Raw genomic sequence first — 24,567 nt, 5'->3', positions numbered from 1 at the left:
CGGGGCAATCTGGTCAGACTGCCCGCAAGTACTCCACCATCAACTGCAGGCTCCTGTTACCCCGGAATTCGTTCACATCCAGGCGGTAGGCAATTTCCACCTGGCTGACCGACTGATCGGGCCATCGATCTAGGTCCACGTTAAATGCGATGGCGTCGAGGGCCTGTCCGCTATCCGGTGCGGACAGCACCAGTTTCAGGTGCTTACCCCCCACCAGGCGCTGGTGAATGATATCGAAAACACCGTCAAAAACCGGTTCCGGGAAATGCTGCCCCCAGGGTCCGGCGAAGCGCAATTCGTCGGCCAGTTGCAGTTGAAATTCCTCTGTCGCGAGGGCGCCGTCCGACTCCACCACCGCCTGCAGGTGAACATCCTCGGCATGGCGCTCCACCTCAGCAACAAAAGCCCGGCTGAATTCGTCATAGGCAGCGACCGGAATACTCAGGCCGGCCGCCATGGCGTGGCCGCCAAACTTGAGAATCATTCCCGGATGTCGCGTCGCCACCGCATCGAGGATATCGCGGATGTGGATACCCTTGATCGAGCGGGCCGAGCCCTTGATCTCTCCCCTATCGCCGTCGGCAAAGGCAATGACCGGCCGATGCAGCCGGTCCTTGATGCGCGAGGCAAGAATACCGATCACGCCCTGGTGCCAGTCCGGCTGGTAGAGGGTCATCGCCACCGGCAGTCCCTGCTCTTCCAAAGGAAGCTCATCCAGCAGTTCGAGGGCCTGCTGCTGCATGCCCTGCTCTATCTGGCGCCGGTCCTGGTTTTTCTGGTGCAACTGGGCGGCCAACCGCCTAGCGCCCGCCTGGTCCTCACACATCAGGCACTCGATGCCCACGGACATATCATCGAGCCGGCCTGCCGCGTTGATTCGAGGGCCCACGGCAAAGCCCAGGTCGGAGGCCACGACGGAACGCGGTTGTCGTGACGCCACTTCCAACAGGGCGAGGATACCGGGTCGGGCCCGGCCGGCGCGAATACGCTGCAGGCCCGCGGCGACCAGGATGCGATTGTTCCGGTCCAATGGCACCACGTCGGCAACGGTGCCCAGGGCCACCAGGTCGGTGAGCCGACCCAGGTTGGGTTCCTCCCGCTGTTCGAACCAGTCGCGGCGACGCAACTCAGCGCGCAGTGCGAGCATGATGTAAAAAATGACGCCCACGCCCGCCAGGTTCTTGCTCGGGAAATCACAGCCGGGCTGGTTGGGATTGACGATAACGTCTGCCTCAGGCAGTTCCCTGCCAGCCAGGTGATGGTCTGTTATCAGCGTGGCGATGCCCTGCTCCCTGGCTGCAGACACACCGTCGAGACTGGATATGCCGTTATCCACGGTGATGATCAGGTCGGGCTTGCCGCGGGAAAGCGCCAGTTCAACAATTTCCCGGGTCAAGCCGTAGCCGTATTCAAACCGGTTGGGCACGAGGTAGGACACCTGCTCGGCGCCGAATGACCGCAGCGCCGAAAGCGCCAGCGCTGTACTGGTGGCACCGTCTGCATCGTAGTCACCAACGACAACAATGCGCTGCTGCGATGCCAGCGCATTTGCCAGCAGTTCGGCTGCGCGGTCGGCATTGAGCAGTTTCGCTGGCTGAACAAGGTGGGCCAGCCCCAGTTCCAGCTGGTCTGGGGAATTGACCCCGCGGGCGCTGTAGACCCTGGCCAGCAAGGGATGCAACCCACTGCTATCCAGCGCCCCGGTGGTGCTCTGTTCGCGGCGACGGATAACTTTGTGCATCACTGTCCGGTTCAGGAGTTGAGGTTGTCCACCATGAATGACTGCACCGCCGAGAGCTCGTTGGGCAATACTTCAAAGCGCTCGGGGCGGTCGAACAGGTCTCGCAGGTGATGAGGCAGGAAAGGTTCATCGTCCAGTCCTGCCTCTTTCACCGCTGCGGGGAATTTGGCGGGATGAGCCGTCGCCAGGGTGACGACCGGCACACCAGCTGGCAGCTCTGCATCGATAGCGGCCTTGACCCCGATCGCGCTGTGGGGGTCCAGCATGTACTCGCAGCGTTCCCAGGTCTCGGCCATTTGCGCGCAGGTCGCGGCGTCATCAACGCACTGACTTGAGAACAGGGCTCTCGCCCGACCCATGGCCTGCTCGGAAAAACTGATCTCGCCTTTTTCGAAATCCGCCATCAGGCCGGCAATGGCACTGCCGTCCCGGTCGTAAAGATCGAACAACAGCCGTTCAAAATTGGACGATACGGTGATATCCATGCTCGGGGACAGTGAGTGCTCCAGCGGCTGGCGGCCGTAACTGCCCTGGGTCATCACCCGGTGCAGCACATCGTTGCGATTGGTGGCAATAATCAGGCGCTCTACCGGCAGGCCCATCTGGCTGGCCAGGTAGCCGGCGAAGATGTCACCGAAATTGCCGGTGGGTACGGAGAAGGCGATCTTGCGCGCTGGCGCACCCAGCGCGACTGCAGCGTAGAAGTAGTAGACAATCTGGGCCATGATCCGCGCCCAGTTTATCGAGTTGACCGCCACCAGGCTGCGGTCTCCCGCCAGGAAGCTGCGATCATTGAAACTGGCCTTGACCATGGCCTGGCAGTCATCGAAGTTGCCCTGCACGGCAAGGTTGTGAATATTGTCGCCGACCACGGTGGTCATCTGCTTGCGCTGCACGTCGGACACCCGGCCATGGGGATGCAGGATAAAGATATCGATATTCTTGCAACGCTTGCAGCCTTCAATCGCGGCCGATCCGGTGTCACCGGACGTCGCCCCCATGATGACCACCTTCTGGTGCTTGCGCTCCAGCACGTAGTCCAGCAAGCGGCCGAGCAACTGCAGGGCAAAATCCTTGAACGCCAGGGTCGGACCATGGAACAGTTCCAGCACCCACTGGTTGTTGGCCAATTGCACCAGTGGGGCTACCGCGTCGTGGCGAAATTCTGCGTAGGTTTCATCCAGAATGGCCTGCAGGTCATCGGCGGGAATGCTGCCGGCGACGAAAGGCTCGATGATCCGGAGTGCCAGCTGGGGATAGTCCAGCTCCGCCATTGCTGCGATTTCCTCGCTGCTGAAGGTCGGCAGCGATTCGGGTACATACAGGCCGCCATCGGCAGCGAGCCCGGTCAGCAATACCTGTTCAAAATCGAGTGAGGGGGCCTGGCCCCGGGTACTGATATATTTCACGTTGTCTACCTTATCCGTCCAGGGCTTCCACCCGGATTCGGGCTACCTCACCGGACACCGAGTCCAGCGCTTCAATGGTCGCCACCGCTTCATCCATATTGCCCTGGGCCGCAGCATTGGTCAGCATAATCAGCGGCACGCGGGTTTCACCCGCTGCCGGCGCCTTCTGGATAAGCGCCTCTATACTGATCCCGTGTTCGCTGAAAATAGCGGTGATCGAAGACAGCACACCGGGCCTGTCCTCCGCCTCCATGCGCAGGTACCAGGGTGTTACCACCTCTTGCATCGGCAGGATGGGCAAATCCCTGAGTTTGTCGGCGGCAAATCCGAGGGCAGGAACCCGGCAGTTCTGCCCGACGGATATCTCCCGTGCCAGGTCCACAATATCCGCAACGACCGCGGAAGCGGTCGGCTCAGCCCCGGCGCCGGCGCCGTAATACAGCGTGGGCCCCACCGCGTCGCCTTCGACCAGCACCGCGTTCTTGACGCCGTTGACGTTCGCCAGCAGCCGGGCCTCCGGAATCAGCGTGGGATGCACGCGCAGTTCTACGCCACGGTCACTCTGCTTGGCCACGCCCAGGTGCTTGATGCGATAGCCCAACTCCTCGGCGTACTCAACGTCATCAGGTGTCAGGCGAGTGATGCCCTCGGTATACACCGAACTGAACTGCAGCGGCATACCAAACGCCAGCGAGGCGAGGATAACCAGTTTGTGGGCGGCGTCGACGCCCTCCACATCAAAGGTGGGGTCAGCCTCGGCATAGCCCAGGGCCTGGGCCTCAGCCAGCACGTCGGCGAAGTCCCTGCCCTTGTCGCGCATCTCACTGAGAATAAAGTTACCGGTGCCGTTGATAATGCCCGCCAGCCATTCTATCCGGTTACCGGCCAACCCCTCGCGCAGGGCCTTGATGATGGGAATACCACCGGCGACCGCAGCCTCATAGCGAATGACGACATTGTTTTGTTGGGCTAGCGCGAACAGCTCGTTGCCGAACTCGGCGATCAGGGCTTTATTGGCGGTCACCACGTGCTTGCCGTTGGCGAGGGCCTCCTCCACCAGTTCCCTGGCGACGCCGGTACCGCCAATAAGCTCCACCAGCACCTGGACCTGGGGATCCCGGGCAACTTCAAAAATGTCGCGGCTTACCGGCGTGTCGCCCAGGTCGCAAGCCGGGTTGTCACGCCTCGCGCCCACCAGGGCGATTTCCACGTTCGCCTGGGCACGGGCACTGATGGCTTCTGCATTGCGGCTCAGCACGTTGAAGGTGCCACTGCCCACAGTGCCCAGGCCACAGATACCAATTTTAACTGCTTGCGAAGTCATTCCCTGTCACTATCTCCGGTGGTTCCGGCTGCGCCTCAGGCGTAACCGTCGTTCTTGATCATCTTGCGAATGTTGCGAATGGCCTGGCGCGTGCGATGTTCGTTCTCGATCAGGCCGAAGCGCACATAACCCTCGCCGTACTCGCCGAAACCAATTCCGGGTGACACCGCCACCTTGGCCTCCTTGAGCAGTTTTTTACTGAATTCCAGGGAGCCCATCCCGGCGTAGAAATCGGGAATCTTCGCCCACACAAACATGGTCGCCCGCGGCGGTTGTACCGGCCAGCCGGCATCGCGCAACCCGGTGCACAGAACGTCCCTGCGAGACTGGTACATGGCATTGATTTCGCTGACGCAGGACTGGTCCCCTTCCAGTGCCTTGATCGCAGCCACCTGGATGGGCGTGAACATGCCGTAGTCCAGGTAGGATTTGATACGGGCAAGCGCACCGACCAGGGTTTTGTTGCCGCAACAGAAACCGACTCGCCATCCCGGCATATTGTAGCTCTTGGACATGCTGAAAAACTCGACGGCGACATCCATTGCCCCCTCCACCTGCAGGATGGAAGGCGCCTGGTATCCGTCATAGCAGAGATCGGCGTAGGCAAGGTCCTGCACCACCCAGATCTTGTGTTCCTTGGCGATCGCCACTACCCGCTCAAAAAACTCCAGCTCCACACAATAGGCGGTCGGGTTGGAGGGGAAATTGAGCACCAGCATTTTGGGCCGGGGCCAGCTGGTGTGAATCGCCTTTTCCAGTTCGACGAAGAATTCCTCCTCGTTAGCGCCCATGGGCACGTGGCGAATATCAGCACCGGAAATCACAAAACCGTAAGGGTGAATGGGATAAGAGGGATTGGGTACCAGCACCGCGTCGCCGGGACCTGTAGTGGCCAGCGCCAGGTGAGCCAGCCCCTCCTTGGAACCGAGCGTGACAATGGCCTCTGTTTCAGGGTCCAGGGTCACCTCGTAGCGACGCTGGTACCAGTCGCAGATGGCCTTGCGCAGGCGCGGAATCCCCTTGGACTGGGAGTAGCGGTGAGTATCGCCGCGCTGGGCAGTCTCTACCAGTTTGTCAACGATGTGATCGGGCGTGGGCTGGTCAGGATTACCCATGCCGAAGTCGATAATATCCTCGCCTGCCGCTCGCGCCTGCTGTTTTAGATCGCCAATGATGTTGAACACATAGGGAGGGAGGCGTGATATCCGCCGAAACTGATCGTCCACGGTAAAAAACTCTGGTTAAACGGCCCAAGGGCTCTGGATGACAACAAAAAAGGTCAGAAACAGTAAGGTTTCAAGGGGGGTATGTCAACGCGGGTATTTACACTTGGAGTGTCTACTGTGTTCCTGGGAAGGTCGGGTCCAGCTCTCCCGCGTCATTCCCGCGAAGGCGGGAATGACTAGAACAGGGATCACCGAACCCCCGCCTGCCCCAGAGGACCCTCTCATTCTGCGCAATTCACCGGGTGCGAGGGGATGACCTGAGTAAGGGTCCGGCCAGGCGCTAGTTCAGCCCCAGGGTCACCATCAGCTGATCGGCACTCTGGTAGCCGGGAATCATCTGTCCGGATTCGGTCACCATCGCCGGTGTGCCCCGAACCCCCATTTGCTGCCCCAGCTGGTACTGGGCCTGCACCGGGTTGTCGTCGCATTGCGTCACCGGCACCGCTTCCTTGTTCTTCAGGCGGGTCAGCGTGTCCTGGGGATTGTCTGCACACCAGGCACCGACCAGCTGGCGGTAGCCCGCAGAATCCACCCCGGAGCGCGGATAGGCCAGGTAGCGCACTTCAACACCGCGCCGGTTCAACTCCGGAACTTCCTTATGCAGTTTCTGGCAGTAAAAGCAGGTGACATCAGTGAACACGGTGATGTGGGCCCGGGTCTCCCCTTCCGCCGGAAATATGATCATATCTTCGGTATCGAGGGCCTCAAGCTGGGCCAGGCGCTCGCCGTCCCGGCGCTTCTCGGCCAGGTTAACGTACTGGCCGTTACTCACCTGGAACAGGTCACCCAGGATAAAGTAGCCGCCATCCTCGGTAGCGTAGACCAGCGGTCCGGACTCGAACTGCACCGCGTACATACCCGGAATTTCGCTGGCTTCGACAGTGGCTACTTTCAGGCCCATGGCCGGACTGTTCAGCGCGTCACTCAGCTTGTCGATAATCGCTTTGTCGACAGGCTCTCCCGCCTGGGCCAAAGCAGCCAGCGCCAGCAGCATCAGCGCGGTAACGTTCCGGTGGATTCGGGTGAGCATGGTGTTTCCTCTGTTGCAGGTAAAGAGCCGCATGCCCCTCACCAGATGGATGGTCGTGCCTGTTTGAGCGCCATTTGCGCCGAGAGTTCCTCACCCCCGGGGATGATGTCGGGCATGCAATTCCTGCATCCGCTGCCTGGCCACATGGGTGTAGATCTGGGTGGTTGTCAGGTCGCTGTGCCCCAATAACATCTGTACCACCCGCAAATCCGCACCGTGATTGAGCAGGTGGGTCGCAAACGCATGGCGCAGCGTATGTGGCGACAGGGCCTGCTTGATCCCGGCGCGCTGGGCATAGATTTTAATACGATACCAGAAGGTCTGGCGAGTCATCTGCCGCCCCCTTTTACTCGGAAATACCACTTCCGAGGGAATTCCCTTGAGCAATTCCATCCGCGGCCCCGCCAGGTAGCGCTGTAACCAGCTCAGCGCTTCTTCGCCCATGGGCACCAGGCGTTCCTTGCTGCCCTTGCCGAATACCCGCACCACCCCCTGGTTGAGGCTGATCTGGTTGATCTGCAGGCTGGTCAACTCGGTCACCCGAAGACCACAGGCGTAGAGCAGCTCAAGCATGGTGCGATCCCGAAACTCCAGCGGAATGTCCAGGTCGGGGACTTCCAGCAGTTTGTCCACGTCCGCCTCGGACAGGGACTTGGGTAAGGGCCGCCCCAGCTTCGGGCTGTCCACGTCCAGCGTGGGATCAACCGTCAGCCTGCCCTCTCGCAGCAGGTAGCGGTAAAAGCCACGGGCACAGGACATAAAGCGGGCGGTGGAGCGCTGTGACTGGCCCTGTGCCAGGCGGGCGCCCAGGTAGGCCTGCAGTTGCGCGCGGTCGGCGCGGATAACGGAGCTGTTTCTGTTTTTGGCCAGCCACTCGTTGAACTGGCGCAGGTCGCGGCGGTAGGAGCTCAGGGTGTTGTCGCTGAGGCCCTTTTCCATCCACATGGCGTCGATGTAGCGTTCGATTTCGGGATGTTCCAGGACTTCGTTTGACATCGGGTTACGGTATCACGATTCGTGAGTCATTTGGTCCACCCGGCCCGGGAGCGGATACTCCCTCCCGAAAACCGCCAAAAAACGTACGTCCATGTACAGGCTTGCGTCGGGCATCCATGCCCTCCGACATTTTCGGGAGGGAGTATCCGCTCCCGGGCCTCTATCTGGTAAAAAGGCCAGTACTCAGGGGTTCGATGTCTTGATTGGTCCACGGAAAGAGGTCCCGTGCCCGGATCAACCTGCCGAAACAATCAGGCCACCGCTTTTTGCGCAGCTGGGTTTTCGGGTGGCTTTCCGCGAGGATTGTCTGAGTCCCGAAAAATCGCGCTGCGATTTTTGGTCGAGTTCCGCAGCGGCCCGAAAACCCAGCAGCGGAGCTTGTGGTCGTTTCGGAAGGTTGATCCGGGCGCGGGACCGGGTAGCTGGAAAGATCCCTGTGAATGCCGGCGTTCGACGCTATACCCCCAGCGAAGCAAGCCAACAAAAAAGCGGCCACCAGGGCCGCTTTCGAAAACTGCTTGAGAAAAAGCTGTCTAACCCAGCTTTTCCTTGATGCGGGCAGCCTTACCAGACAGCTCACGCAGGTAGTACAGCTTGGCCTGGCGCACGTCACCGCGACGCTTGACAGCGATGCTGTCCACCAGCGGGCTGTAGGTCTGGAAAGTACGCTCAACACCCACACCGTGGGAGATCTTGCGAACGGTGAATGCAGAGTTCAGGGCGCGGTTACGCTTGCTGATAACAACACCTTCGAACGCCTGCAGACGCTCACGGTTGCCTTCCTTTACTTTCACCTGAACAACCACGGTGTCACCGGGGCCGAATTCAGGCAGGTCTTTTTCCATCTGTTCAGCTTCAAGCTGAGAAATGATCTTGTTGGTGCTCATGGCGCGCTCCTGTTGATGTCCAATCGTAGCTTCACAGCTAGCGGTTTAAATCGTGTTTACTCCCGTTCGCGGAGATACTCCGCCAACAATGCTTCTTCCTCGGCCGTCATCGACCTGCCCTGCAACAGGTCCGGGCGCCGCTCCTGCGTTCTGCCCAGTGCCTGCTTGAGGCGCCAGCGGCGAATCTGTTCATGATTGCCGCTGAGTAAAACTTCCGGTACCAGCTTGCCCTGGTACTCTTCTGGCCGCGTGTAATGCGGGCAATCGAGCAGTCCGTCGGCGTAGGAATCTTCCTGTGCCGATAGCTCGTGCCCCAGTACGCCGGGCAGTTGGCGTGTCACCGTATCGATGACCACCATGGCGGCCAGTTCGCCGCCGCTCAATACGTAGTCGCCGATGGAGATTTCCTCATCCACCTCGGCCTCTATCAGCCGCTCATCCACACCCTCGTAACGACCGGCGACCAGGATCAGCGCCTGCTCCCTTGAGAGCTCCACGGCCTTGCCGTGGTCCAGGCGCTTGCCCTGTGGCGACAGGTAGATGACTTTCGCATCCTTGCCTGCCTTTTCCCTCGCGGCAGCGATAGCCTGCTGCAGCGGATCAATTTTCATCAACATCCCAGGGCCGCCGCCGTAGGGTCTGTCGTCCACCGTACGATGCCTGTCGCTGGTAAAGTCCCGCGGGTTGCTGTGGCTGATCTCTACCAGCCCCTGCTTTACCGCCCTGCCAGTCACCCCGTGGTCACTGACAGCATCGAACATTTCCGGGAACAGGCTGACCAGTGCTATGTGCATCCTATTCCTCGAGGTACCAATCGACCTCCATCACCCCTTCTTCCAGGCTCACCCGCACGACCGTATCGTCGGGCAGATAGGGAATCAGGCGTTCCCGCTCGTCGATACTGCCCTCAGTGGCCTTGACGACAACCACATCGTTGGCGCCGGTCTCGATCAGGTAGTCCACCTCACCCAGCAGTACCCGCTCGTCGCTGGTGTCGGGCTCCCGGCCCCACACCTGCAAACCCTGCAGCTGGTGCCAGTAGAAGTCGCCTTCGTCCAGTGTAGGGAGGCTGTCGCCATCCACCACGATTTCCAGCCCTTTGAAGGACTCCGCCAGGGTGCGGTCATCGACCCCGGTAATGTGGGCAACCATGCCCTTACCGTGGCGCTTCCAGGCGTCGAACTCAATGGTTTCCAGTGAGCCCCGGCGCTTGAGCTGCCACTTCCCGAAACGGAAGAGGTTCTCTTCCGGATCGGTAAACGAGTGTATTTTCACCCAACCCTTGATGCCGTAGCAGCCGGTAATCTTACCGGCAGTCAGCGGGTTGGCTCCGGACTCACCCATTAAAGACCGGTTGCCCGGCCTTAAGCCGCGGCAGCGCTTGCGTCCTTGACCAGCTTGGCCACGCGCTCAGACAGCTGGGCGCCCTGGCCCTGCCAGTACTCGATGCGATCGATATCAACGCGCAGGCGCTCTTCCTGGCCGCGAGCTACCGGGTTGAAGAAACCCACGCGCTCGATAAAGCGACCGTTGCGCGCAGTGCGGTGGTCGGCCACGGTCAGGTGGTAGAAGGGGCGCTTCTTGGAGCCGCCACGTGCAAGACGAATTGTTACCATTTGTATTAATTTCCTAAAAAATTAGGGGCATCTGACGCGATCTCGTTCAGTTACCCACGACAAAACCCGGCGCACTGGCCGGAAAGGTGGCGTATCATACGGAAATCGAGATTGGAAAGAAACCCCAAAAACGGAATTTTTTCAGGTAATTCCAAGGCTTAGGGGTTTCCAGGGGCAACAACCACAGCGCTCCTCGTCTCTACCGCGAACAAGGTGAATTGTGAAGCAAGAGACGGTGCCCTGGGGCAAGCGGGAATCCAGCAGCCTGGACTCACAACCCGAAAGTCACTGGATCCCCGCTTTCGCGGGGATGACGGTCATGGTGACTGCAACAACTGATCCTCATCATTCCCCCTTCCGCGGGGATGACGGTCATCGTGACTGCAACAACTGATCCTCATCATTCCCCCTTCCGCGGGGATGACGGTCATGGTGACTGCAACAACTGATCCTCATCGTTCCCGCTTCCGCGGGGATGACGGTCATGGTGACTGCAACAACTGGTCCTCATCATTCCCGCTTTCGCTGGGATGACGGTTATCGTGACTGCAACAACTGATCCTCGTCATTCCCGCCTCCGCGGGGATGACGGTCATCGTGACTGCAACAACTGATCCTCGTCATTCCCCCTTCCGCGGGGATGACGGTTATCGTGACTGCAACAACTGATCCTCATCATTCCCGCTTTCGCGGGGACGACAGCCTCGGGAATGCCGACCGCGGGGATGACGACGATTGAGCCCGCAAAACCGGGCCCGTCATTCCCGCAAAAGCGGGAATCCAGCGGCTTCGGAGGAAAACTGGAAGTCTCTGGGTCCCCGGCGTTACTTAAACGGTGGCAGCCCTCCGGAGCCACCCATGCCGGGAGGCATTCCGCCACCGGGTCCGCCCATCATGCCGCCCATGCCGCGCATCATCTTCTGCATACCGCCGCCCTTCATCTTTTTCATCATCTTCTGCATTTGCTTGTGTTGCTTGAGCAGACGATTGAGGTCCTGCACCTGGGTGCCGGAGCCTTTGGTGATGCGGCGTTTACGGGAGCCCTGTATCAGTTCGGGTTTGCGGCGCTCCGCCGGGGTCATGGAGTTGATCATTGCCTCCATGCGGGCGAACTGCTTCATGTCCAGATTCTGCTGGGCCATCTGGGCGACGTTGCCCATGCCGGGCAGCTTGTCGAGCATGCCGGTAATGCCGCCCATGTTGTTCATCTGCTGCAACTGGTCACGGAAATCCTCCAGGTCGAAACGCTGGCCTTTCCTGACCTTGCGGGCCAGTTTCTCGGCTTTCGCCTTGTCAACCTTCTGCTCCGCTTCCTCGATCAGCGACAGCATGTCGCCCATGCCGAGAATGCGCGAGGCCAGGCGATCCGGGTGGAACGGGTCCAGGGCAGCGGTCTTTTCACCGACACCGAGGAATTTGATCGGCTTGCCGGTGACCGAGCGGACTGACAGGGCGGCACCGCCACGGGTATCGGCATCGACCTTGGTCAGGATCACCCCTGTCAGCGGCAGGGTCTCGCCAAAGGCTTTGGCGGTGTTGGCGGCGTCCTGTCCGGTCATGGCGTCGACCACGAACAGGGTCTCGACCGGGTTGAGCGCCCTGTGCAGGTCCGCGATCTCTTCCATCATTTCCGTATCGACCGCCAGCCGGCCGGCGGTATCGACAATCAACACGTCGGCGAAGGACTTTTTGGCGTGACTGAGGGCGGCGTTAGCGATATCCACCGGTTTCTGGGAGGGATCAGAGGGGAAAAAGTCCACGCCGACCTCCCCTGCCAGGGTTTCCAGCTGCTTGATCGCCGCCGGGCGATAGACGTCGGCCGAAACCACAGTGACTTTTTTCTTGTCACGTTCCTTGAGCAGCTTCGCCAGTTTGGCGACAGAGGTCGTTTTACCCGCGCCCTGCAGGCCCGCCATGAGAATAATCGCCGGCGGCTGGGCGGCCAGGTTCAGTCCCTCGTTGGCGCTGCCCATCACCGTTTCCAGTTCGCTCTGGACGATCTTCAGGAATACCTGGCCGGGACTGAGGCTTTTCATCACCTCCTGGCCCAGTGCCCGCTGTTTTACCGACTCGACAAAATCCTTGACCACAGGCAGGGCAACGTCGGCCTCCAGCAGCGCCATGCGCACTTCGCGCAGGGTGTCCTGGATATTATCTTCGGTCAGGGTGGCCTTGCCGGTAATGGAGCGCAGGCTGTTTGACAGGCGATCGCTGAGACTCTGGAACATCTTGATACTCTCGAACTACTTTTAAGGAGAGCGACCGCTATTGATTCTACTGGGCCACTTCTGTACAAAGGTGCGAAGTATACGCCACCTCGGTCCAACCCCCAAACTGATGTCAGCCAGCTTTCTAGCGCCCATCGCCGCGCTCCTCTACCTCGCCGCTGCGGGACTGCATGTCATGCACCTGTTCCAGCATCGCCAGGGGCTCAGCCGCGGGGTAGCCGTGCTCGGCGGCCTCGCCTTGCTCTGCCACAGCGTGGTTGCCATTCAGGGGGTCACCGGGGCCGGCGGGCTGAGCCTGGGCTTTTACAAGATTTCTGCGCTGATGTTCCTGGCGATAAACCTGGTGTGTGTGCTGCTGATGCTCAAACGCCCGCTACAAAACCTGTTGGTGGTATTGTTTCCGCTATCGGCCATGTCGGTACTGGTCTCCACCTTTGCCCCGGAGACCGCCGCCATTACGACCGACCTGCCGGGGGGGCTACTGCTGCACATAGGCAGCTCTATCCTGGCCTACGCAGTGTTGACACTGGCAGCGGCGCAGTCGGCGCTGGTCGCCGCCCAGGATTACCAGCTGCGCCATCGCCATACCCGCGGTATCGTCCAGATTCTGCCGCCACTGCAATTGATGGAAACCATGTTATTTGAGCTGCTGCTGGTTGGGGTCATCCTGCTGAGTGTGGCCATCGTCACTGGCTTCCTGTTCGTGGACGACTTTTTCGCCCAGCACCTGGTGCACAAAACCACGCTGACCCTGCTCGCCTGGATACTGTTCTCGGTGCTGTTATGGGGGCACTACAAGCTGGGCTGGCGCAGCCAGGTGGCGGTGCGACTGACGCTCGCCGGCTTTGCCGCCCTGATGCTGGCCTTCTTCGGCTCCAAGCTGGTGCTCGAACTGGTGCTGAACCGGGGCTGAAGTCCATGCTTGCAGGGCTTGCCCCCACCGGGCTTTTTCTTCAAGATACGTTCTCAGAAATTACTACAGGCTTGCCCCTCTTTTGAACGAAGCACCGCTGGGTCTACTCTTCTCGGTTCTGGCTGCACTCATACTCCTCTCCGGTTTCTTCTCGAGTTCCGAGACCGGAATGATGTCCCTCAACCGTTATCGGCTGAAACACCTGCAGAACAATAAACACCGGGGCGCCACGCGTGCAGGCAAGCTGCTGGAACGTCCAGACCGGCTGATCGGCCTTATCCTGATCGGCAACAACCTGGTGAACATCTTTGCCTCGGCCATCGCCACCATCATCGCCATTCGCCTGTGGGGCGACGCGGGCATTTTTATCGCAACGCTGGCGCTGACCCTGGTCATCCTGATTTTTGCCGAGATCACCCCCAAGACCATCGCCGCCCTGCACCCGGAAAAAATCGCTTTCCCGGCCAGTTTCGTCCTGCTGCCGCTGCTGAAAATCCTGTATCCGGTGGTTGCCGGCGTCAACTGGATCACCAATGGCCTGTTGCGGATGCTCGGCGTTGATCCCGCCCAGCAGAACGATGAGCATGTCTCCTCTGAGGAGTTGCGCACCATTGTCACCGATGCCGGGCAACTCATACCGGCACGGCACCGGAAAATGCTGCTCAATATCCTCGACCTGGAGGAAGTCAGCGTCGACGACATTATGGTGCCCCGTAACGAGGTCGTCGGCATAGACCTGGACGACAGTGACGACGAGATCCTCAGGCACATACAGAGCAGCTCCCACACCCGCATGCCGGTATGGGAAGAGGACATCAACAATATTGTGGGCATGTTGCACATGCGCAACATCAGCCGGGTGATAGACGCCCAGGGTCTGGACCGCAGCGCCCTGGAGCGGGAAATGGAAAAGCCCTATTTCATTCCCGAGAGCACCCCCCTGCACACCCAGTTGCTCAACTTCCAGAAAAAGAAACACCGCCTGGCGGTGGTGGTGGATGAGTACGGAGAAGTGATGGGGCTGGTGGCGCTGGAAGATATTCTCGAGGAGATCGTCGGCGAGTTTACCTCCAATATGACAGGCACTGACGAGACCATCTTCCCGCAACGGGATGGCAGTTTCATTATCGCCGGCAATGCCAATATCCGTGAAGTCAACAAATCACTGCACTGGAACCTGCCCACCGATGGGCCCAAGACGCTCAGCGGCCTGGTTCTGGAATGCCTGGAAGGATTTCCGGATGGTAACGCAGGGCTCTCCATCGACGGCTATCGGCTGGAGATCCTGGAGTTGGAAGGCAACGTCGTGCAGGCAATAAGGGCCGACGTGGCGGCGCCGGAGTCCTCCCGCTAAGACCTAGCCCAGACGAATGGGGCTGGACTCCTTGCGCCGGGCAATGGCCTTCTCGAGTATTTCCTGCTTGCGCTCCGGCGTTTCCATAAACCATTCGGTAATCTCTTCGGCACTGCGAAAGCAGCCCTGGCAGATATCCTCATCGTCCAGCACGCAGATGGACACACAGGGGGATGGCACGTCATTACTGTTCACGATTCTTCACTCAATTCCTGCAGATAGCGCCGGGCATTGCCCACGTAGTGGTCCGCATTGTGCTGCAGTGCCAGCTGCATTTCCTTACCAAGTTCCCGCACCACCTTGGCGGGTGAACCCAGTGCCATGGAACCATCCGGTATCTCGGTACCCTCAGTGACCAGGGCATTGGCACCGATCAGGCAACCCTTGCCGATTCGGGCGCCGTTTAATACCACTGCATTGATACCCACGAGCGTACCGTCACCAATGTGGCAGCCGTGGATCATGGCATTGTGCCCAACGGTGACGTTCTCGCCGATAACCGCGGGAAAGCCGGGATCGGCATGAATCACCGTGCCATCCTGTATATTGCTGTTCGCCCCTATTTCGATCCGGTCCGCATCTCCACGCAGCACACAGCTGAACCAGACGCTGGCATTCTCATGCAGTACAACATCGCCGATGACCGCAGCGTTGGGGGCAATAAAGTGACCCTCGCCCTGCAGGTCCGGTTGTTTGTCTCCAAGGGAGTATTTCATGGCACGTTATTCCAGTTGCGTTGTAAATCGATGCCTGCATCGTAGGCAATATTGACCAGCAGGGCCAGTACGGCCGCAGTAACACCCCAGATGTTGTCCCCCTCCATCTGGTAATGGGGAACCTTGCGTGGGCGCCCATCCACATCAAGGGTCTCGAGGCGAAACAGCGCGCGGTCGGCAAAACGGCTCAGGGGCTGGGTGAACACGGAATCAAATTCCTGACGGTCTATGGTCAACTGAAGCTCTGCCGGCACCCGGGCAATACAGGGATGCACCTCAAAGCCGGTGCGGGTCATCATGGGCGTCAGCTCTCCCAGGGCATGAACCAGGTTTTCGCCCAGTCCCACCTCCTCCAGTGCTTCGCGCCTGGCGGTCACCCAGGGAGTGCGATCTTCCGGTTCTCGCTTGCCTCCGGGAAAAGCGATCTCCCCGGGATGGTGCGTCAGGTGCAGTGCCCGCCGGCCCAGGATCACCCGGGGCTCGTGTTCATCAGAAAGAGCCACCAGCACTGCGGCCTGCGGTAGCGAGCTGTCATCCCAGGCCAGCCCGTCCAGCGCCAGGTTTTGCTCCAGGGTTTGCAGCACGGGCGAAGTGAGCGTCATCAGACGGTCTCCCAAAGGGCTGCCGGCCCGGTCGTTGCAAGCCTAAACACCACGTTCCTGCGCCGCATAGAATTCACTGGCAAACTCTGCGAGCCTGCCCTGCTCGATGGCAGCTCGAATGCCCTGCATGTGATGCTGGTAATAAAACAGATTGTGAATGGTATTCAACTGGGAGCCGAGGATCTCGTTGCACTTGTCGAGGTGGTGCAGGTAGGCGCGGCTGAAGTTCTGGCAGGTATAACAGCCACACGCCTCGTCGAGGGGCAGAGTGCTGGTCCGGTGGCGGGCATTACGCAGTTTTAGCGTGCCCCGGGAGGTGAAGATATTGCCGTTGCGGGCGTTGCGGGTAGGCATCACGCAGTCAAACATATCCACCCCGCGGCGCACGCCCTCCAGCAGGTCCGCCGGCGTCCCCACCCCCATCAGGTAGCGGGGTTTGTCCGTCGGCAGGATCGGCTGCATGACCTCGAGCACTGCCATCATCTCGTCTTTGGGTTCGCCCACGGACAGGCCGCCGATGGCATAACCGTCAAAGCCGATGTCCGTCAGCCCGGCCAGGGATTCCGCCCGCAGTGTGGCATACATGCCTCCCTGGACGATACCGAACAGCGCCGCAGGGCTGTCGCCGTGGGCACTCTTGCTGCGGGCGGCCCAGCGCAGGGACAGCTCCATCGACTCACGCGCTTCCTGTTCAGTGGCCGGATAGGGAGTGCACTCGTCAAAAATCATCACAATATCGGAGCCAAGGCTGCGCTGGATGGCCATGGACTTTTCCGGATCAAGAAAAACAGGTGAACCATCCACCGGCGACTGAAACTTCACACCCTCCTCGCTGATCTTGCGCATATCGCCAAGGCTGAATACCTGGAAGCCGCCGGAGTCAGTGAGAATCGGGCCGTCCCAGTGCATAAAGTCGTGCAGGTCACCGTGTTGTTCAATGATAGCCGTACCCGGGCGCAGCCACAGATGGAAGGTATTGCCCAGTATGATTTCAGCGCCTGTCTCACGAATATCCCGCGGTAGCATGCCCTTGACAGTACCGTAGGTTCCCACCGGCATGAAAGCGGGTGTTTCCACTGTTCCCCGCGGAAATTGCAGGCGGCCCCTGCGGGCGTCGCCATCGGCACCCAGCCGCTCAAATTGCATATGACACTCGCGGCTCATGATTTCCCGGCACCAGCGGTGATAAACATGGCATCTCCGTAACTGAAAAACCGGTAGCGGTGTTCTACCGCCGAGGCATAGGCATTCATTATATGCTCCTTGCCGGCAAACGCACTGACCAGCATCAGCAGGGTGGATTCGGGCAAATGGAAATTGGTCACCATGGCGTCCACCGAGCGAAAACGGTATCCGGGGTAGATAAAAATATCGGTATCGCCGGTAAACGGGGCGATATCCCCGTGCTGACTGGCTGACTCCAGTGAACGCACCGCGGTCGTACCCACGGCGATGACCCGCCCTCCCCGGGTCCGTGTGTCCCGCACTGCGGAACAGACGGCATCATCCACCTGCACGTATTCCGCGTGCATCACGTGGTCCTCGATGTTATCGGCCCGCACCGGCTGGAAAGTACCCGCCCCCACGTGGAGGGTGACGGTGACACTGCGAACCCCCCGCTCCGAGATCTCATCGAGCAGTTCCCGGGTAAAGTGCAGCCCTGCCGTGGGGGCGGCCACCGCGCCTTCCTGCTCGGCAAACACCGTCTGGTATCTTTCCTGGTCAGAACCCTCGTCTTCCCGCTCGATATAGGGGGGTAAAGGCATGTGACCAATATCGCCCATAATCTCGGTCAGCGCGGGACCACCCTCGCTGGAAATAGCAAACAGGGCGTCCTCCCGGCCCGTGACCTGCAGGCGGTATGGCCCCGGTTCCGCGCCCTCACGTGCGGCAAGCAGAATACCTGAACCGGGTTTGGGTGATTTGCTGCAGCGGATGTGGGCAAGCGCCGTATGCGAACCCGTGACCCGCTCCACCAGGATTTCCAGCTTGCCGCCGGTCTCCTTTTGGCCCCAGAGGCGCGCGGGAATGACCCGGGTATTATTGAACACCAGCAGGTCATCCGGGCGCAGCAGCCCCGCAAGGTCAGTAAAGCGGCGATGAACCGTCTCACCGGTGACACCATCGAGGCACAACAAGCGGCTGTCGCTGCGACCCGGCAACGGGTACTGGGCAATCAGCTCCTGGGGTAGTTGGTAGTTGAATTCACTGCGTTTCATGGTTGCCAGGCAGCCGCCGGCTCCGCTCCAGTTGGCCTATCACCAGCCCATGGACAAGAAAGCCGGCACTGGGCCGGCTTCCGGTCGCGGAACAGCGGGAATCAGTCTTCCTTGTCTGCGTCCTCTGCTTCTTCGGCCGGGGCCTCTTCAGCGGCTTCTTCAGCCTCCGCAGGCGCTTCAGCCGCCTCCTCTTCGGCAGGCGCTTCCTCGGGCTCCGCCGGCAGGGTGACCTTGATCAGGTCCTCGGCAACCAGGATCCGGACTTTCTCTTCGCCGTTGACGGGCTTCTTGTCGGCATCCCTGACCGCATAGCGATCATCGCTGCGCTTGTAAATGCTGTATTCGGCGGTTTTCTTCACCAGCTTCATGGCCATGTTCTTTTCTCCTCAAAGGTACTCAGATCACCCGCCCGGGGGGCGGTTTACGCGTTGGACAATTGCTCACAATCGAGCTGGCGCGAAGTGTACCGTCAAATCCCGGCAGGGTTAAGGAAAAATATTGCAGTTTAAAGGCCGGTTGCTATAATCCCGCGCTCTCCAGATGGACACTTTCAGGTCCATATCCCCCTCTGTGCCGGAGTGGTGAAATTGGTAGACACAGGGGATTCAAAATCCCCCGCCCTTAAAAGCGTGCCGGTTCGAGTCCGGCCTCCGGTACCACTACTGCTCAACGGCACGCCAGGCGCGTGCCGGCCGATGTGTCGGACCACGGGACGCCGGCCGAGCGCCTCCGGCCTCCGGTACCACGCTAAAAATCTGGAGATTTCACCCTTTTTCGCTGGATACGACCTGTCCAGCACCCTAAATTCGATAATCGACAAGAACGCAGCACAAGGGTAAGCGGGTGAAACGGTTTGACCTCACCTTCAAGGGCGACATTCTGCCAGATCATGAGCCTGGGCAGGTCCGCGACGGCTTCGCGGAGCTGTTCCGTATCCGTGACCCGCTGGTGTTGGATGAATTGTTTTCCGGCGATTCTTTCGTGCTGCGCAGCAACCTGGACCGCAAGGCAGCAGCCGACTATTTCCGTCGAATTACCGATATCGGCGGGGTCGCCCAACTGGTGCCCAGCGACCAGCCGGCAGCCAACTCGGACGCCCCCGCTGCGGAAGTTTTTACCCGGATTACCGCCCCCGACCCGGCCGTTTTCCAGGCGCCCCGCCGGGGCGAAATCGTCTCGGTTCCACCCTCTCGGGAACAACCGCCTGAACCTCCTGCCCCGCCTCCTCAAGCCGATCCAGAGCCGGTGCCAGCCGACAGTGATGAGACTGAAGGACCCAGCAAAGAGGAAATACTGGCCCGATTGCGTTCACTCAGGAGCGACGCCGAAGCGAGCCTCGCCAGCCGACTCGAGCAGTTGCAGCAGATGCAGGACGAGATCAAAAGCGAGAACAGCGAAACCCTGGAACATATCAAGGCTCAGCGGGAAGAAATACTGCTGGCCAGCCAGGACGAGTTCAGCCGACTGCAAGCGCTGGAATCCGAGAGCCGGAAGCAGTTGGAAGAAAGCGTGGCCGGTATCGACGAAGCAGAGCTCGAGCAGCAGCGACAGCTGAAACTGCAGATAAAGCATGCGGACGATGAGTCCCGGGCAAGAATTGCCGAATCGGAATCCAACGCAGAGCAGCTGCGCCTGGACAGGGAGAAATGCGAACGGGAAGCCGAGGAAAGCATCGCCCAGCTCGAGGCCCGCATAGTCGCCATTCGCGAGCAAGCGGAAAGAGACGTTGCCGAGTTCGATCAACTGCTCGCAGATTCGGAGCAGACGCGCGAACGGGAAGCCGAACAGCTCCAGGCGCAACTGGAATCCCTGCAGGATAACTATGACAAGGCCATCGCCAGCCTGCAGGCCAAACGCCAGGAACACGAGCATCAGCTCGAATCCGAACTGGAAGAAGTCCGCAAGCTACGTGAACAAACCGAGCAGGATCGAGAGGACAAACTCACCGAGCTCTGGGAGCACGAGGAGCGCGTCCAGCACGAAGCCCAGGAGCAGCTCATGCACCTGGAGGAGACTCGCAAAAGCCAGCGGCAGGCGCTCGAGGCACGGCTCGCCCGACTCAAACTCGAGGAAGAGAAACTTTCCTCACAGCCCTGAACCGTCGAAGCGGGCGAACCGGGACCTGACCCCCTCAGCAGGATATTTCAGCTGGCGAAAAACTCCTCCACACGGCTACACTGGTTCCCTGCCAAACTGACCGCGGGAGTGCGATGTGGATACGGAGATGAACACGCTGAAAAACTTCGCGCTGGGGTTTATTGAAATCAGCGCGCTCCTGTTCACCTTCACCATTGGCGTGGTGATTCTCGTTGTGGCCTGGATGTATATCATCGATGTCACCCAGACCTCCCAGACCATCCGCCGCAACTACCCGGTTATCGGCCGTTTTCGTTATTTTTTCGAACACCTGGGCGAATTTTTCCGGCAGTACTTCTTTGCCCTCGACCGGGAGGAGTTGCCCTTTAACCGTGCCCAGCGGTCCTGGGTTTACCGAGCGGCAAAAAACCTGGACTCCACCGTCGCCTTTGGCTCCACTCACCCACTCAACCAGCCAGGGGATTACATTTTCCTCAATGGCCTGTTCCCGCCACTGGATGAAGAGATACAGCCACGCAGTTCCATCGACTTCGGTCATGGCTTTGCCCACACGCCCTACTCCACTACCGCGTTCTTCAACATCTCCGCCATGAGCTTCGGCGCGTTATCCGCCCCCGCCATCACCGCCCTGTCCTCGGGTGCGCACAAGGCCGGTATCTGGCTCAATACCGGTGAGGGCGGCATTTCGCCCTATCACCTGCAGGGCGGCTGCGACATCGTATTCCAGATAGGCACCGCCAAGTACGGTGTTCGCGATGCCAACGGCAAACTCAGCGACCACAAACTGAAAGCGCTGGCCGCCCACGAACAGGTCAGGATGTTCGAGATCAAGCTGTCGCAGGGAGCGAAACCCGGCAAAGGCGGTATCCTTCCGGGCGCCAAGGTCACCCACGACATCGCCAGCACGCGCGGCATCCCCGAAGGTGAGGACTCGATCAGCCCCAACCGTCACCCGGATATCAGTTCACTGGATGAACTGCTGGACATGATTCACCGGGTGAGACAGGTCACTGGCAAGCCCACGGGCATCAAGGCGGTGATGGGCCAGTCACAGTGGCTGGATGAGTTCTGCCAGAAGATTCACCAACGTGGCCTGGACTACGCCCCCGACTTTTTCACTCTCGACAGCGCCGATGGCGGTACCGGCGCCGCCCCCCAGAGCCTGATTGACTATATGGGCCTGCCCCTCAGCCGCAGCCTGCCACTGGTGGTCAACAAGCTGGTGGAATATGGTCTCAGGGGCCGAATCAGGGTGATCTGCTCCGGAAAAATGATCAATCCTTCCGGGGTGGCGGCGGCGCTCTGCCTGGGAGCGGATTGCGTCAATTCCGCGCGCGGTTTCATGTTTGCCCTGGGCTGTGTGCAGGCCCTGCAGTGCAACAAAAACACCTGCCCCACGGGTATCACCACCCACGACGAAGATCTGCAGCGGGGCCTGGTACCGGCGGACAAGGCCGAGCGCGTCGCTCACTACGCCCGTAACCTGATGCATGAGGTGGAAGTGATTGCCCATTCCTGTGGAGTGGCGGAGCCTGCCCTGCTGCGGCGGGACAACGCCCAGATAATCAATGAAATGGGTAGCCCGGAGTCCATGGTGGATTTATACCCGGAAGCGCAAACGCTGCCCCAGTATCGCTGAGCTATAGCCGCCAGCAGGGAACGCCAGCGGCAGCCAGTGAAGTTCTATCGAGACGTGACTTGACGTCGATAACAATCCCCCCTGGAGCCAACAGGGCGACCAGTTTTTCCAGCCCCATGTCGAGGTACTGCCGATGGGGCACAGCCAGTACCAATGCGTCCGCGGGCGGCAATTGATCCCAGGGGTGTAGTTCGAGCCCATACTCACCGAGCGCTTCCGCCGGCTCCGCCAGGGGATCATGAACCAATACCTCACAGCGGTAATCCAGCAGTTCGGTGACAATATCCACCACCTTGGAATTGCGGATATCCGGGCAATCTTCCTTGAAGGCGAGTCCCAGGACCACTACTCGAGCCGAATCAACCGGCCGACCTGACTGCAGCAGTTTCTTGACCGTTTGTTCGGCGACAAACTTGCCCATGCCGTCATTGGTCTGGCGACCGGCCAGTATGACCTGGGGGTGGTGCCCCAGTGTTTCAGCCTTGTAGGTGAGATAATAAGGGTCGACGCCGATACAGTGTCCACCGACCAGCCCCGGGCGAAAAGGCAGGAAATTCCACTTGGTCCCGGCCGCTTCCAGCACATCCAGGGTGTCGATGCCCATGCGGTTGAAGATCAGGGACAATTCGTTCATCAGCGCGATGTTGAGATCGCGCTGGGTATTCTCGATGACTTTGGCGGCTTCCCCAACTTTTATACTGACCGCCCGGTGCACACCGGCTGTTACCACCGACTGGTAAAAGGAGGCTATTTTTTCCAGGGTTTCTGCCGTATCGCCGGCCACGACCTTGACCACAGTCTCCAGTCGGTTGGTTTTGTCGCCAGGGTTAATACGCTCGGGGGAGTACCCCACATGAAACCCCGCACCGCTGGCCCCCTCTGCTCCCAGCCAGCTCAGTCCGGAGGTCTGCTCCAGAATGGGTATACATACTTCCTCGGTACACCCGGGAAACACCGTGGATTCAAAAATCACCGTGGCGCCAGAGCGCAAATTAGCCCCGACAGTCCGACAAGCCCCTTCCAGGAGTGACAGGTCGGGGCGGTGGGCTTCATCAATGGGGGTTGGCACCGCCACCAGAATTGCATCCGCATCCCGCAGGCACCCCGGGTCACTGCTGAACTCCAGGTAAGTGGCTGCGGTGAACTCATCGGCTGAGATACCGCCGTTGGGGTCCAATGCCTGCCGGTAGCGCTCCAGCCTGGCCTCATCGAGATCAAAGCCTATTGTGCGCTGCAGACGGCCGAAGGCGATCGCCAGTGGCAGGCCAACATAGCCGAGGCCGACAACAGCAACAGTCTCAAACATGGAAAGGCCACACTCAACAGTACACAGGGACGCTCAGTCTGCCCGAGCGGGCTTGCAGAGGCAAAGGAAAAGCGGACGAATCGCCAGTCCGGGCTGAACGCCGATGGTCAGTCCATCAGGACGACGCGTTTGCCCGATCAAACTCCGCCTTCTTGGCCGCCTGCACCTGCTTCATCTGGTGACGATAGGCTTCAACAATCTTGTCCATACCTGACTCGGTGAGCCCACCTTCGTTGCCGGCGGCGACGTAAGTGGCGTAGACGGCCGACGCAGACATCATGGCAGCGGAAATCACGTGGGTACCCACCCCTTCATCTTTGATGGTATTGGCGAGATCGATAAAACGATTCAAACATTCTGTGTGCATCTGGGCATCGGATTTGGACATGAGGTCTCCTGTCGGAACGGGCGGTTAAAGGCGCGGGATTCTAGCACTTTTGCCAGGGCCTGCCGACTATCGCTGGCAGGGTATCGTCAACGGCTGAATGAACCATGGCGGATAAAATGTTCTGCCTGTTCCCACACCAGCGGGTTCCAGATCATAAATGTATGCATGACCGGCATCTGCAGAAAGTCCAGCATGCCGGGAACCACGGTCTCGGCGACCGATACAGTGCCATCGCTGGGGCCATCAGGAAAGCCCGGCAACAGGGTTGAACCCCGGAGGTTACCGGCTATGATTCCCAGCTGAAAATCCACCGGCCCCAGTTTCAGCGGCATGGATTGGTCACCGGCAGCCAATTGGTCAATGGCCACGGGCCTGAGCACTTCCAGCCAGTCGATACCGGCGTAGTACGCTGCCACCTGGCTGCCCTGGTTGGGTGGCCCCAGCATGACAACACGAGTCTCCGGCGCCAGGGAGTGCACGGAAGCGTATTGCCGGACCAGAACGCCGCCCAGGGAATGGGTGACAAAGTGAACCCGGGGGAAACCCTGGGCATGGCAGGCCGCCAGCCCCCCACCCACCGCCGTTTCAGCAAGTACCTCTATGGTTTCGGCGATTGAGTCATAACCCTGATTGACCACCTCGTAGCCGGAACGCTGGAAATACCATTCCATCGGCTTCATCGCCGCAGATGAGCGGAACAGGCCGTGCAGGAGCACCACGCATTCGCCACTGTCGGCGGCGCGTACCTGACCCTGTTGGCACAACACAAACAGTAAAAGGGTCTGCAGGAAAATGTGACGGCGCATGGACGGTCGGTTCAGTCTGGCGAAATTAAAAGTATACACTAGGGCAATAGCGCGACCCCGGGGATGACCC

Annotated in this window: 25 protein-coding genes and 1 tRNA gene; 6 read left to right on the top strand and 20 right to left on the bottom strand. The window is 59.9% G+C overall.

Annotated features, from left to right (window positions below; translation table 11 throughout):
* Nucleotides 1-13: 13 nt before the first annotated feature.
* The 10 genes from recJ to rpsP all read right to left on the bottom strand — a co-directional run bounded on the left by recJ (nt 14) and on the right by rpsP (nt 10,229).
* Nucleotides 14-1,741 carry a single-stranded-DNA-specific exonuclease RecJ gene (gene recJ / locus E2F43_RS08580; RefSeq protein ID WP_133211682.1) on the bottom strand — a complete coding sequence of 576 codons (1,728 nt, stop codon included), beginning with the start codon at nt 1,739-1,741 and terminating at the stop codon, nt 14-16.
* An 11-nt stretch (nt 1,742-1,752) separates the two neighbouring features.
* Nucleotides 1,753-3,150 carry a threonine synthase gene (thrC, locus tag E2F43_RS08575; protein ID WP_133211680.1) on the bottom strand — a complete coding sequence of 466 codons (1,398 nt, stop codon included), beginning with the start codon at nt 3,148-3,150 and terminating at the stop codon, nt 1,753-1,755.
* A gap of 10 nt (nt 3,151-3,160) precedes the next feature.
* Nucleotides 3,161-4,474, bottom strand: a complete 1,314-nt coding sequence (locus E2F43_RS08570) for a homoserine dehydrogenase (protein WP_133211678.1) — start codon at nt 4,472-4,474, stop codon at nt 3,161-3,163.
* A 35-nt stretch (nt 4,475-4,509) separates the two neighbouring features.
* Entirely contained in the window at nt 4,510-5,700 is a 1,191-nt protein-coding gene (gene alaC, locus E2F43_RS08565; protein ID WP_133211676.1) for an alanine transaminase, read from the bottom strand.
* A gap of 280 nt (nt 5,701-5,980) precedes the next feature.
* Nucleotides 5,981-6,730 carry a DsbC family protein gene (locus E2F43_RS08560; protein ID WP_133211674.1) on the bottom strand — a complete coding sequence of 250 codons (750 nt, stop codon included), beginning with the start codon at nt 6,728-6,730 and terminating at the stop codon, nt 5,981-5,983.
* A gap of 90 nt (nt 6,731-6,820) precedes the next feature.
* Nucleotides 6,821-7,726 (bottom strand): site-specific tyrosine recombinase XerD, encoded by a 906-nt coding sequence (xerD, locus tag E2F43_RS08555; RefSeq protein ID WP_133211671.1) that lies wholly within the window; start codon nt 7,724-7,726, stop codon nt 6,821-6,823.
* 533 nt (nt 7,727-8,259) lie between these two features.
* Complete coding sequence (rplS, locus tag E2F43_RS08550) at nt 8,260-8,613, bottom strand: 50S ribosomal protein L19 (protein ID WP_133211669.1); 354 nt, start codon at nt 8,611-8,613, stop codon at nt 8,260-8,262.
* Nucleotides 8,614-8,669: 56 nt separating this feature from the next.
* Nucleotides 8,670-9,407 carry a tRNA (guanosine(37)-N1)-methyltransferase TrmD gene (trmD, locus tag E2F43_RS08545; protein ID WP_133211667.1) on the bottom strand — a complete coding sequence of 246 codons (738 nt, stop codon included), beginning with the start codon at nt 9,405-9,407 and terminating at the stop codon, nt 8,670-8,672.
* A gap of 1 nt (nt 9,408) precedes the next feature.
* A complete protein-coding gene (gene rimM, locus E2F43_RS08540; protein ID WP_133211665.1) occupies nt 9,409-9,957 on the bottom strand; it encodes a ribosome maturation factor RimM in 549 nt (182 codons plus the stop codon).
* Nucleotides 9,958-9,977: 20 nt separating this feature from the next.
* Nucleotides 9,978-10,229 (bottom strand): 30S ribosomal protein S16, encoded by a 252-nt coding sequence (gene rpsP, locus E2F43_RS08535; protein WP_117953055.1) that lies wholly within the window; start codon nt 10,227-10,229, stop codon nt 9,978-9,980.
* A gap of 220 nt (nt 10,230-10,449) precedes the next feature.
* Between rpsP and E2F43_RS19040 the strand changes: the two genes are divergently transcribed.
* Nucleotides 10,450-10,623 (top strand): hypothetical protein, encoded by a 174-nt coding sequence (locus tag E2F43_RS19040; RefSeq protein WP_165954249.1) that lies wholly within the window; start codon nt 10,450-10,452, stop codon nt 10,621-10,623.
* 430 nt (nt 10,624-11,053) lie between these two features.
* Here the strand turns inward: E2F43_RS19040 and ffh are convergent, their stop codons facing one another.
* Complete coding sequence (ffh, locus tag E2F43_RS08530) at nt 11,054-12,457, bottom strand: signal recognition particle protein (RefSeq protein ID WP_133211663.1); 1,404 nt, start codon at nt 12,455-12,457, stop codon at nt 11,054-11,056.
* 109 nt (nt 12,458-12,566) lie between these two features.
* On the opposite strand from ffh, the gene E2F43_RS08525 reads away from it, so the two are divergent.
* Nucleotides 12,567-13,370, top strand: a complete 804-nt coding sequence (locus E2F43_RS08525; RefSeq protein WP_133211661.1) for a cytochrome C assembly family protein — start codon at nt 12,567-12,569, stop codon at nt 13,368-13,370.
* 82 nt (nt 13,371-13,452) lie between these two features.
* Nucleotides 13,453-14,724 carry an HlyC/CorC family transporter gene (locus E2F43_RS08520; RefSeq protein ID WP_133211659.1) on the top strand — a complete coding sequence of 424 codons (1,272 nt, stop codon included), beginning with the start codon at nt 13,453-13,455 and terminating at the stop codon, nt 14,722-14,724.
* A 3-nt stretch (nt 14,725-14,727) separates the two neighbouring features.
* Here the strand turns inward: E2F43_RS08520 and E2F43_RS08515 are convergent, their stop codons facing one another.
* The 6 genes from E2F43_RS08515 to E2F43_RS08490 all read right to left on the bottom strand — a co-directional run bounded on the left by E2F43_RS08515 (nt 14,728) and on the right by E2F43_RS08490 (nt 18,635).
* On the bottom strand, nt 14,728-14,919 hold the full coding sequence (locus tag E2F43_RS08515) for a DUF1289 domain-containing protein (protein WP_338054588.1): 192 nt from the start codon (nt 14,917-14,919) through the stop codon (nt 14,728-14,730).
* Nucleotides 14,916-15,440, bottom strand: a complete 525-nt coding sequence (locus E2F43_RS08510; RefSeq protein ID WP_133211655.1) for a gamma carbonic anhydrase family protein — start codon at nt 15,438-15,440, stop codon at nt 14,916-14,918. Before E2F43_RS08510 ends, E2F43_RS08515 begins: the two co-directional genes overlap by 4 nt.
* On the bottom strand, nt 15,437-16,042 hold the full coding sequence (locus tag E2F43_RS08505; RefSeq protein WP_133211653.1) for an NUDIX hydrolase: 606 nt from the start codon (nt 16,040-16,042) through the stop codon (nt 15,437-15,439). The genes E2F43_RS08510 and E2F43_RS08505 overlap by 4 nt, the downstream gene beginning before the upstream one ends.
* Before the next feature lie 42 nt (nt 16,043-16,084).
* Nucleotides 16,085-17,188 (bottom strand): tRNA guanosine(34) transglycosylase Tgt, encoded by a 1,104-nt coding sequence (gene tgt, locus E2F43_RS08500; protein ID WP_133212963.1) that lies wholly within the window; start codon nt 17,186-17,188, stop codon nt 16,085-16,087.
* 14 nt (nt 17,189-17,202) lie between these two features.
* Complete coding sequence (gene queA, locus E2F43_RS08495) at nt 17,203-18,261, bottom strand: tRNA preQ1(34) S-adenosylmethionine ribosyltransferase-isomerase QueA (RefSeq protein ID WP_133211651.1); 1,059 nt, start codon at nt 18,259-18,261, stop codon at nt 17,203-17,205.
* A gap of 101 nt (nt 18,262-18,362) precedes the next feature.
* Entirely contained in the window at nt 18,363-18,635 is a 273-nt protein-coding gene (locus tag E2F43_RS08490) for a hypothetical protein (protein WP_238946814.1), read from the bottom strand.
* A 198-nt stretch (nt 18,636-18,833) separates the two neighbouring features.
* Here E2F43_RS08490 and E2F43_RS08485 point away from each other — a divergent pair.
* From E2F43_RS08485 to E2F43_RS08475, 3 genes are all read left to right on the top strand, one after another.
* A tRNA-Leu gene (locus E2F43_RS08485) sits at nt 18,834-18,920 on the top strand.
* A 184-nt stretch (nt 18,921-19,104) separates the two neighbouring features.
* Complete coding sequence (locus E2F43_RS08480) at nt 19,105-20,358, top strand: coiled-coil domain-containing protein (protein ID WP_133211649.1); 1,254 nt, start codon at nt 19,105-19,107, stop codon at nt 20,356-20,358.
* A 127-nt stretch (nt 20,359-20,485) separates the two neighbouring features.
* Nucleotides 20,486-21,997, top strand: coding sequence for an FMN-binding glutamate synthase family protein (locus E2F43_RS08475; protein WP_133211647.1), 1,512 nt, complete (start codon nt 20,486-20,488; stop codon nt 21,995-21,997).
* 1 nt (nt 21,998) lies between these two features.
* Here E2F43_RS08475 and E2F43_RS08470 read toward each other — a convergent pair whose 3' ends face one another.
* From E2F43_RS08470 to E2F43_RS08460, 3 genes are all read right to left on the bottom strand, one after another.
* Nucleotides 21,999-23,303, bottom strand: a complete 1,305-nt coding sequence (locus E2F43_RS08470; protein WP_133211645.1) for a nucleotide sugar dehydrogenase — start codon at nt 23,301-23,303, stop codon at nt 21,999-22,001.
* A gap of 115 nt (nt 23,304-23,418) precedes the next feature.
* Nucleotides 23,419-23,691, bottom strand: a complete 273-nt coding sequence (locus E2F43_RS08465) for a DUF3144 domain-containing protein (RefSeq protein WP_133211643.1) — start codon at nt 23,689-23,691, stop codon at nt 23,419-23,421.
* A gap of 86 nt (nt 23,692-23,777) precedes the next feature.
* Entirely contained in the window at nt 23,778-24,497 is a 720-nt protein-coding gene (locus tag E2F43_RS08460; protein ID WP_238946813.1) for an esterase/lipase family protein, read from the bottom strand.
* Nucleotides 24,498-24,567: the final 70 nt, after the last annotated feature.

Source organism: Seongchinamella unica, assembly GCF_004354085.1.
In the GTDB taxonomy this organism is placed as follows: domain Bacteria; phylum Pseudomonadota; class Gammaproteobacteria; order Pseudomonadales; family Halieaceae; genus Halioglobus; species Halioglobus unicus.
The sequence above is the reverse complement of the archived record's forward strand: the minus strand, read 5'-3'. Positions and strand labels throughout refer to the sequence as shown.

Bases quoted from the DNA above. Each gene is read 5' to 3' on its own strand.
- tgt (WP_133212963.1), bottom strand. From the start codon at position 17,188: ATGCAATTTGAGCGGCTGGGTGCCGATGGCGACGCCCGCAGGGGCCGC.
- rimM (WP_133211665.1), bottom strand. From the start codon at position 9,957: ATGGGTGAGTCCGGAGCCAACCCGCTGACTGCCGGTAAGATTACCGGC.
- E2F43_RS08475 (WP_133211647.1), top strand. From the start codon at position 20,486: ATGAACACGCTGAAAAACTTCGCGCTGGGGTTTATTGAAATCAGCGCG.
- E2F43_RS08510 (WP_133211655.1), bottom strand. From the start codon at position 15,440: ATGAAATACTCCCTTGGAGACAAACAACCGGACCTGCAGGGCGAGGGT.
- E2F43_RS08570 (WP_133211678.1), bottom strand. From the start codon at position 4,474: ATGACTTCGCAAGCAGTTAAAATTGGTATCTGTGGCCTGGGCACTGTG.
- E2F43_RS08505 (WP_133211653.1), bottom strand. From the start codon at position 16,042: ATGACGCTCACTTCGCCCGTGCTGCAAACCCTGGAGCAAAACCTGGCG.
- trmD (WP_133211667.1), bottom strand. From the start codon at position 9,407: ATGCACATAGCACTGGTCAGCCTGTTCCCGGAAATGTTCGATGCTGTC.
- rplS (WP_133211669.1), bottom strand. From the start codon at position 8,613: ATGAGCACCAACAAGATCATTTCTCAGCTTGAAGCTGAACAGATGGAA.
- queA (WP_133211651.1), bottom strand. From the start codon at position 18,261: ATGAAACGCAGTGAATTCAACTACCAACTACCCCAGGAGCTGATTGCC.
- E2F43_RS08525 (WP_133211661.1), top strand. From the start codon at position 12,567: ATGTCAGCCAGCTTTCTAGCGCCCATCGCCGCGCTCCTCTACCTCGCC.
- E2F43_RS08560 (WP_133211674.1), bottom strand. From the start codon at position 6,730: ATGCTCACCCGAATCCACCGGAACGTTACCGCGCTGATGCTGCTGGCG.
- E2F43_RS08490 (WP_238946814.1), bottom strand. From the start codon at position 18,635: ATGGCCATGAAGCTGGTGAAGAAAACCGCCGAATACAGCATTTACAAG.
- ffh (WP_133211663.1), bottom strand. From the start codon at position 12,457: ATGTTCCAGAGTCTCAGCGATCGCCTGTCAAACAGCCTGCGCTCCATT.
- E2F43_RS08465 (WP_133211643.1), bottom strand. From the start codon at position 23,691: ATGTCCAAATCCGATGCCCAGATGCACACAGAATGTTTGAATCGTTTT.
- xerD (WP_133211671.1), bottom strand. From the start codon at position 7,726: ATGTCAAACGAAGTCCTGGAACATCCCGAAATCGAACGCTACATCGAC.
- recJ (WP_133211682.1), bottom strand. From the start codon at position 1,741: ATGCACAAAGTTATCCGTCGCCGCGAACAGAGCACCACCGGGGCGCTG.
- rpsP (WP_117953055.1), bottom strand. From the start codon at position 10,229: ATGGTAACAATTCGTCTTGCACGTGGCGGCTCCAAGAAGCGCCCCTTC.
- E2F43_RS08460 (WP_238946813.1), bottom strand. From the start codon at position 24,497: ATGCGCCGTCACATTTTCCTGCAGACCCTTTTACTGTTTGTGTTGTGC.
- E2F43_RS08470 (WP_133211645.1), bottom strand. From the start codon at position 23,303: ATGTTTGAGACTGTTGCTGTTGTCGGCCTCGGCTATGTTGGCCTGCCA.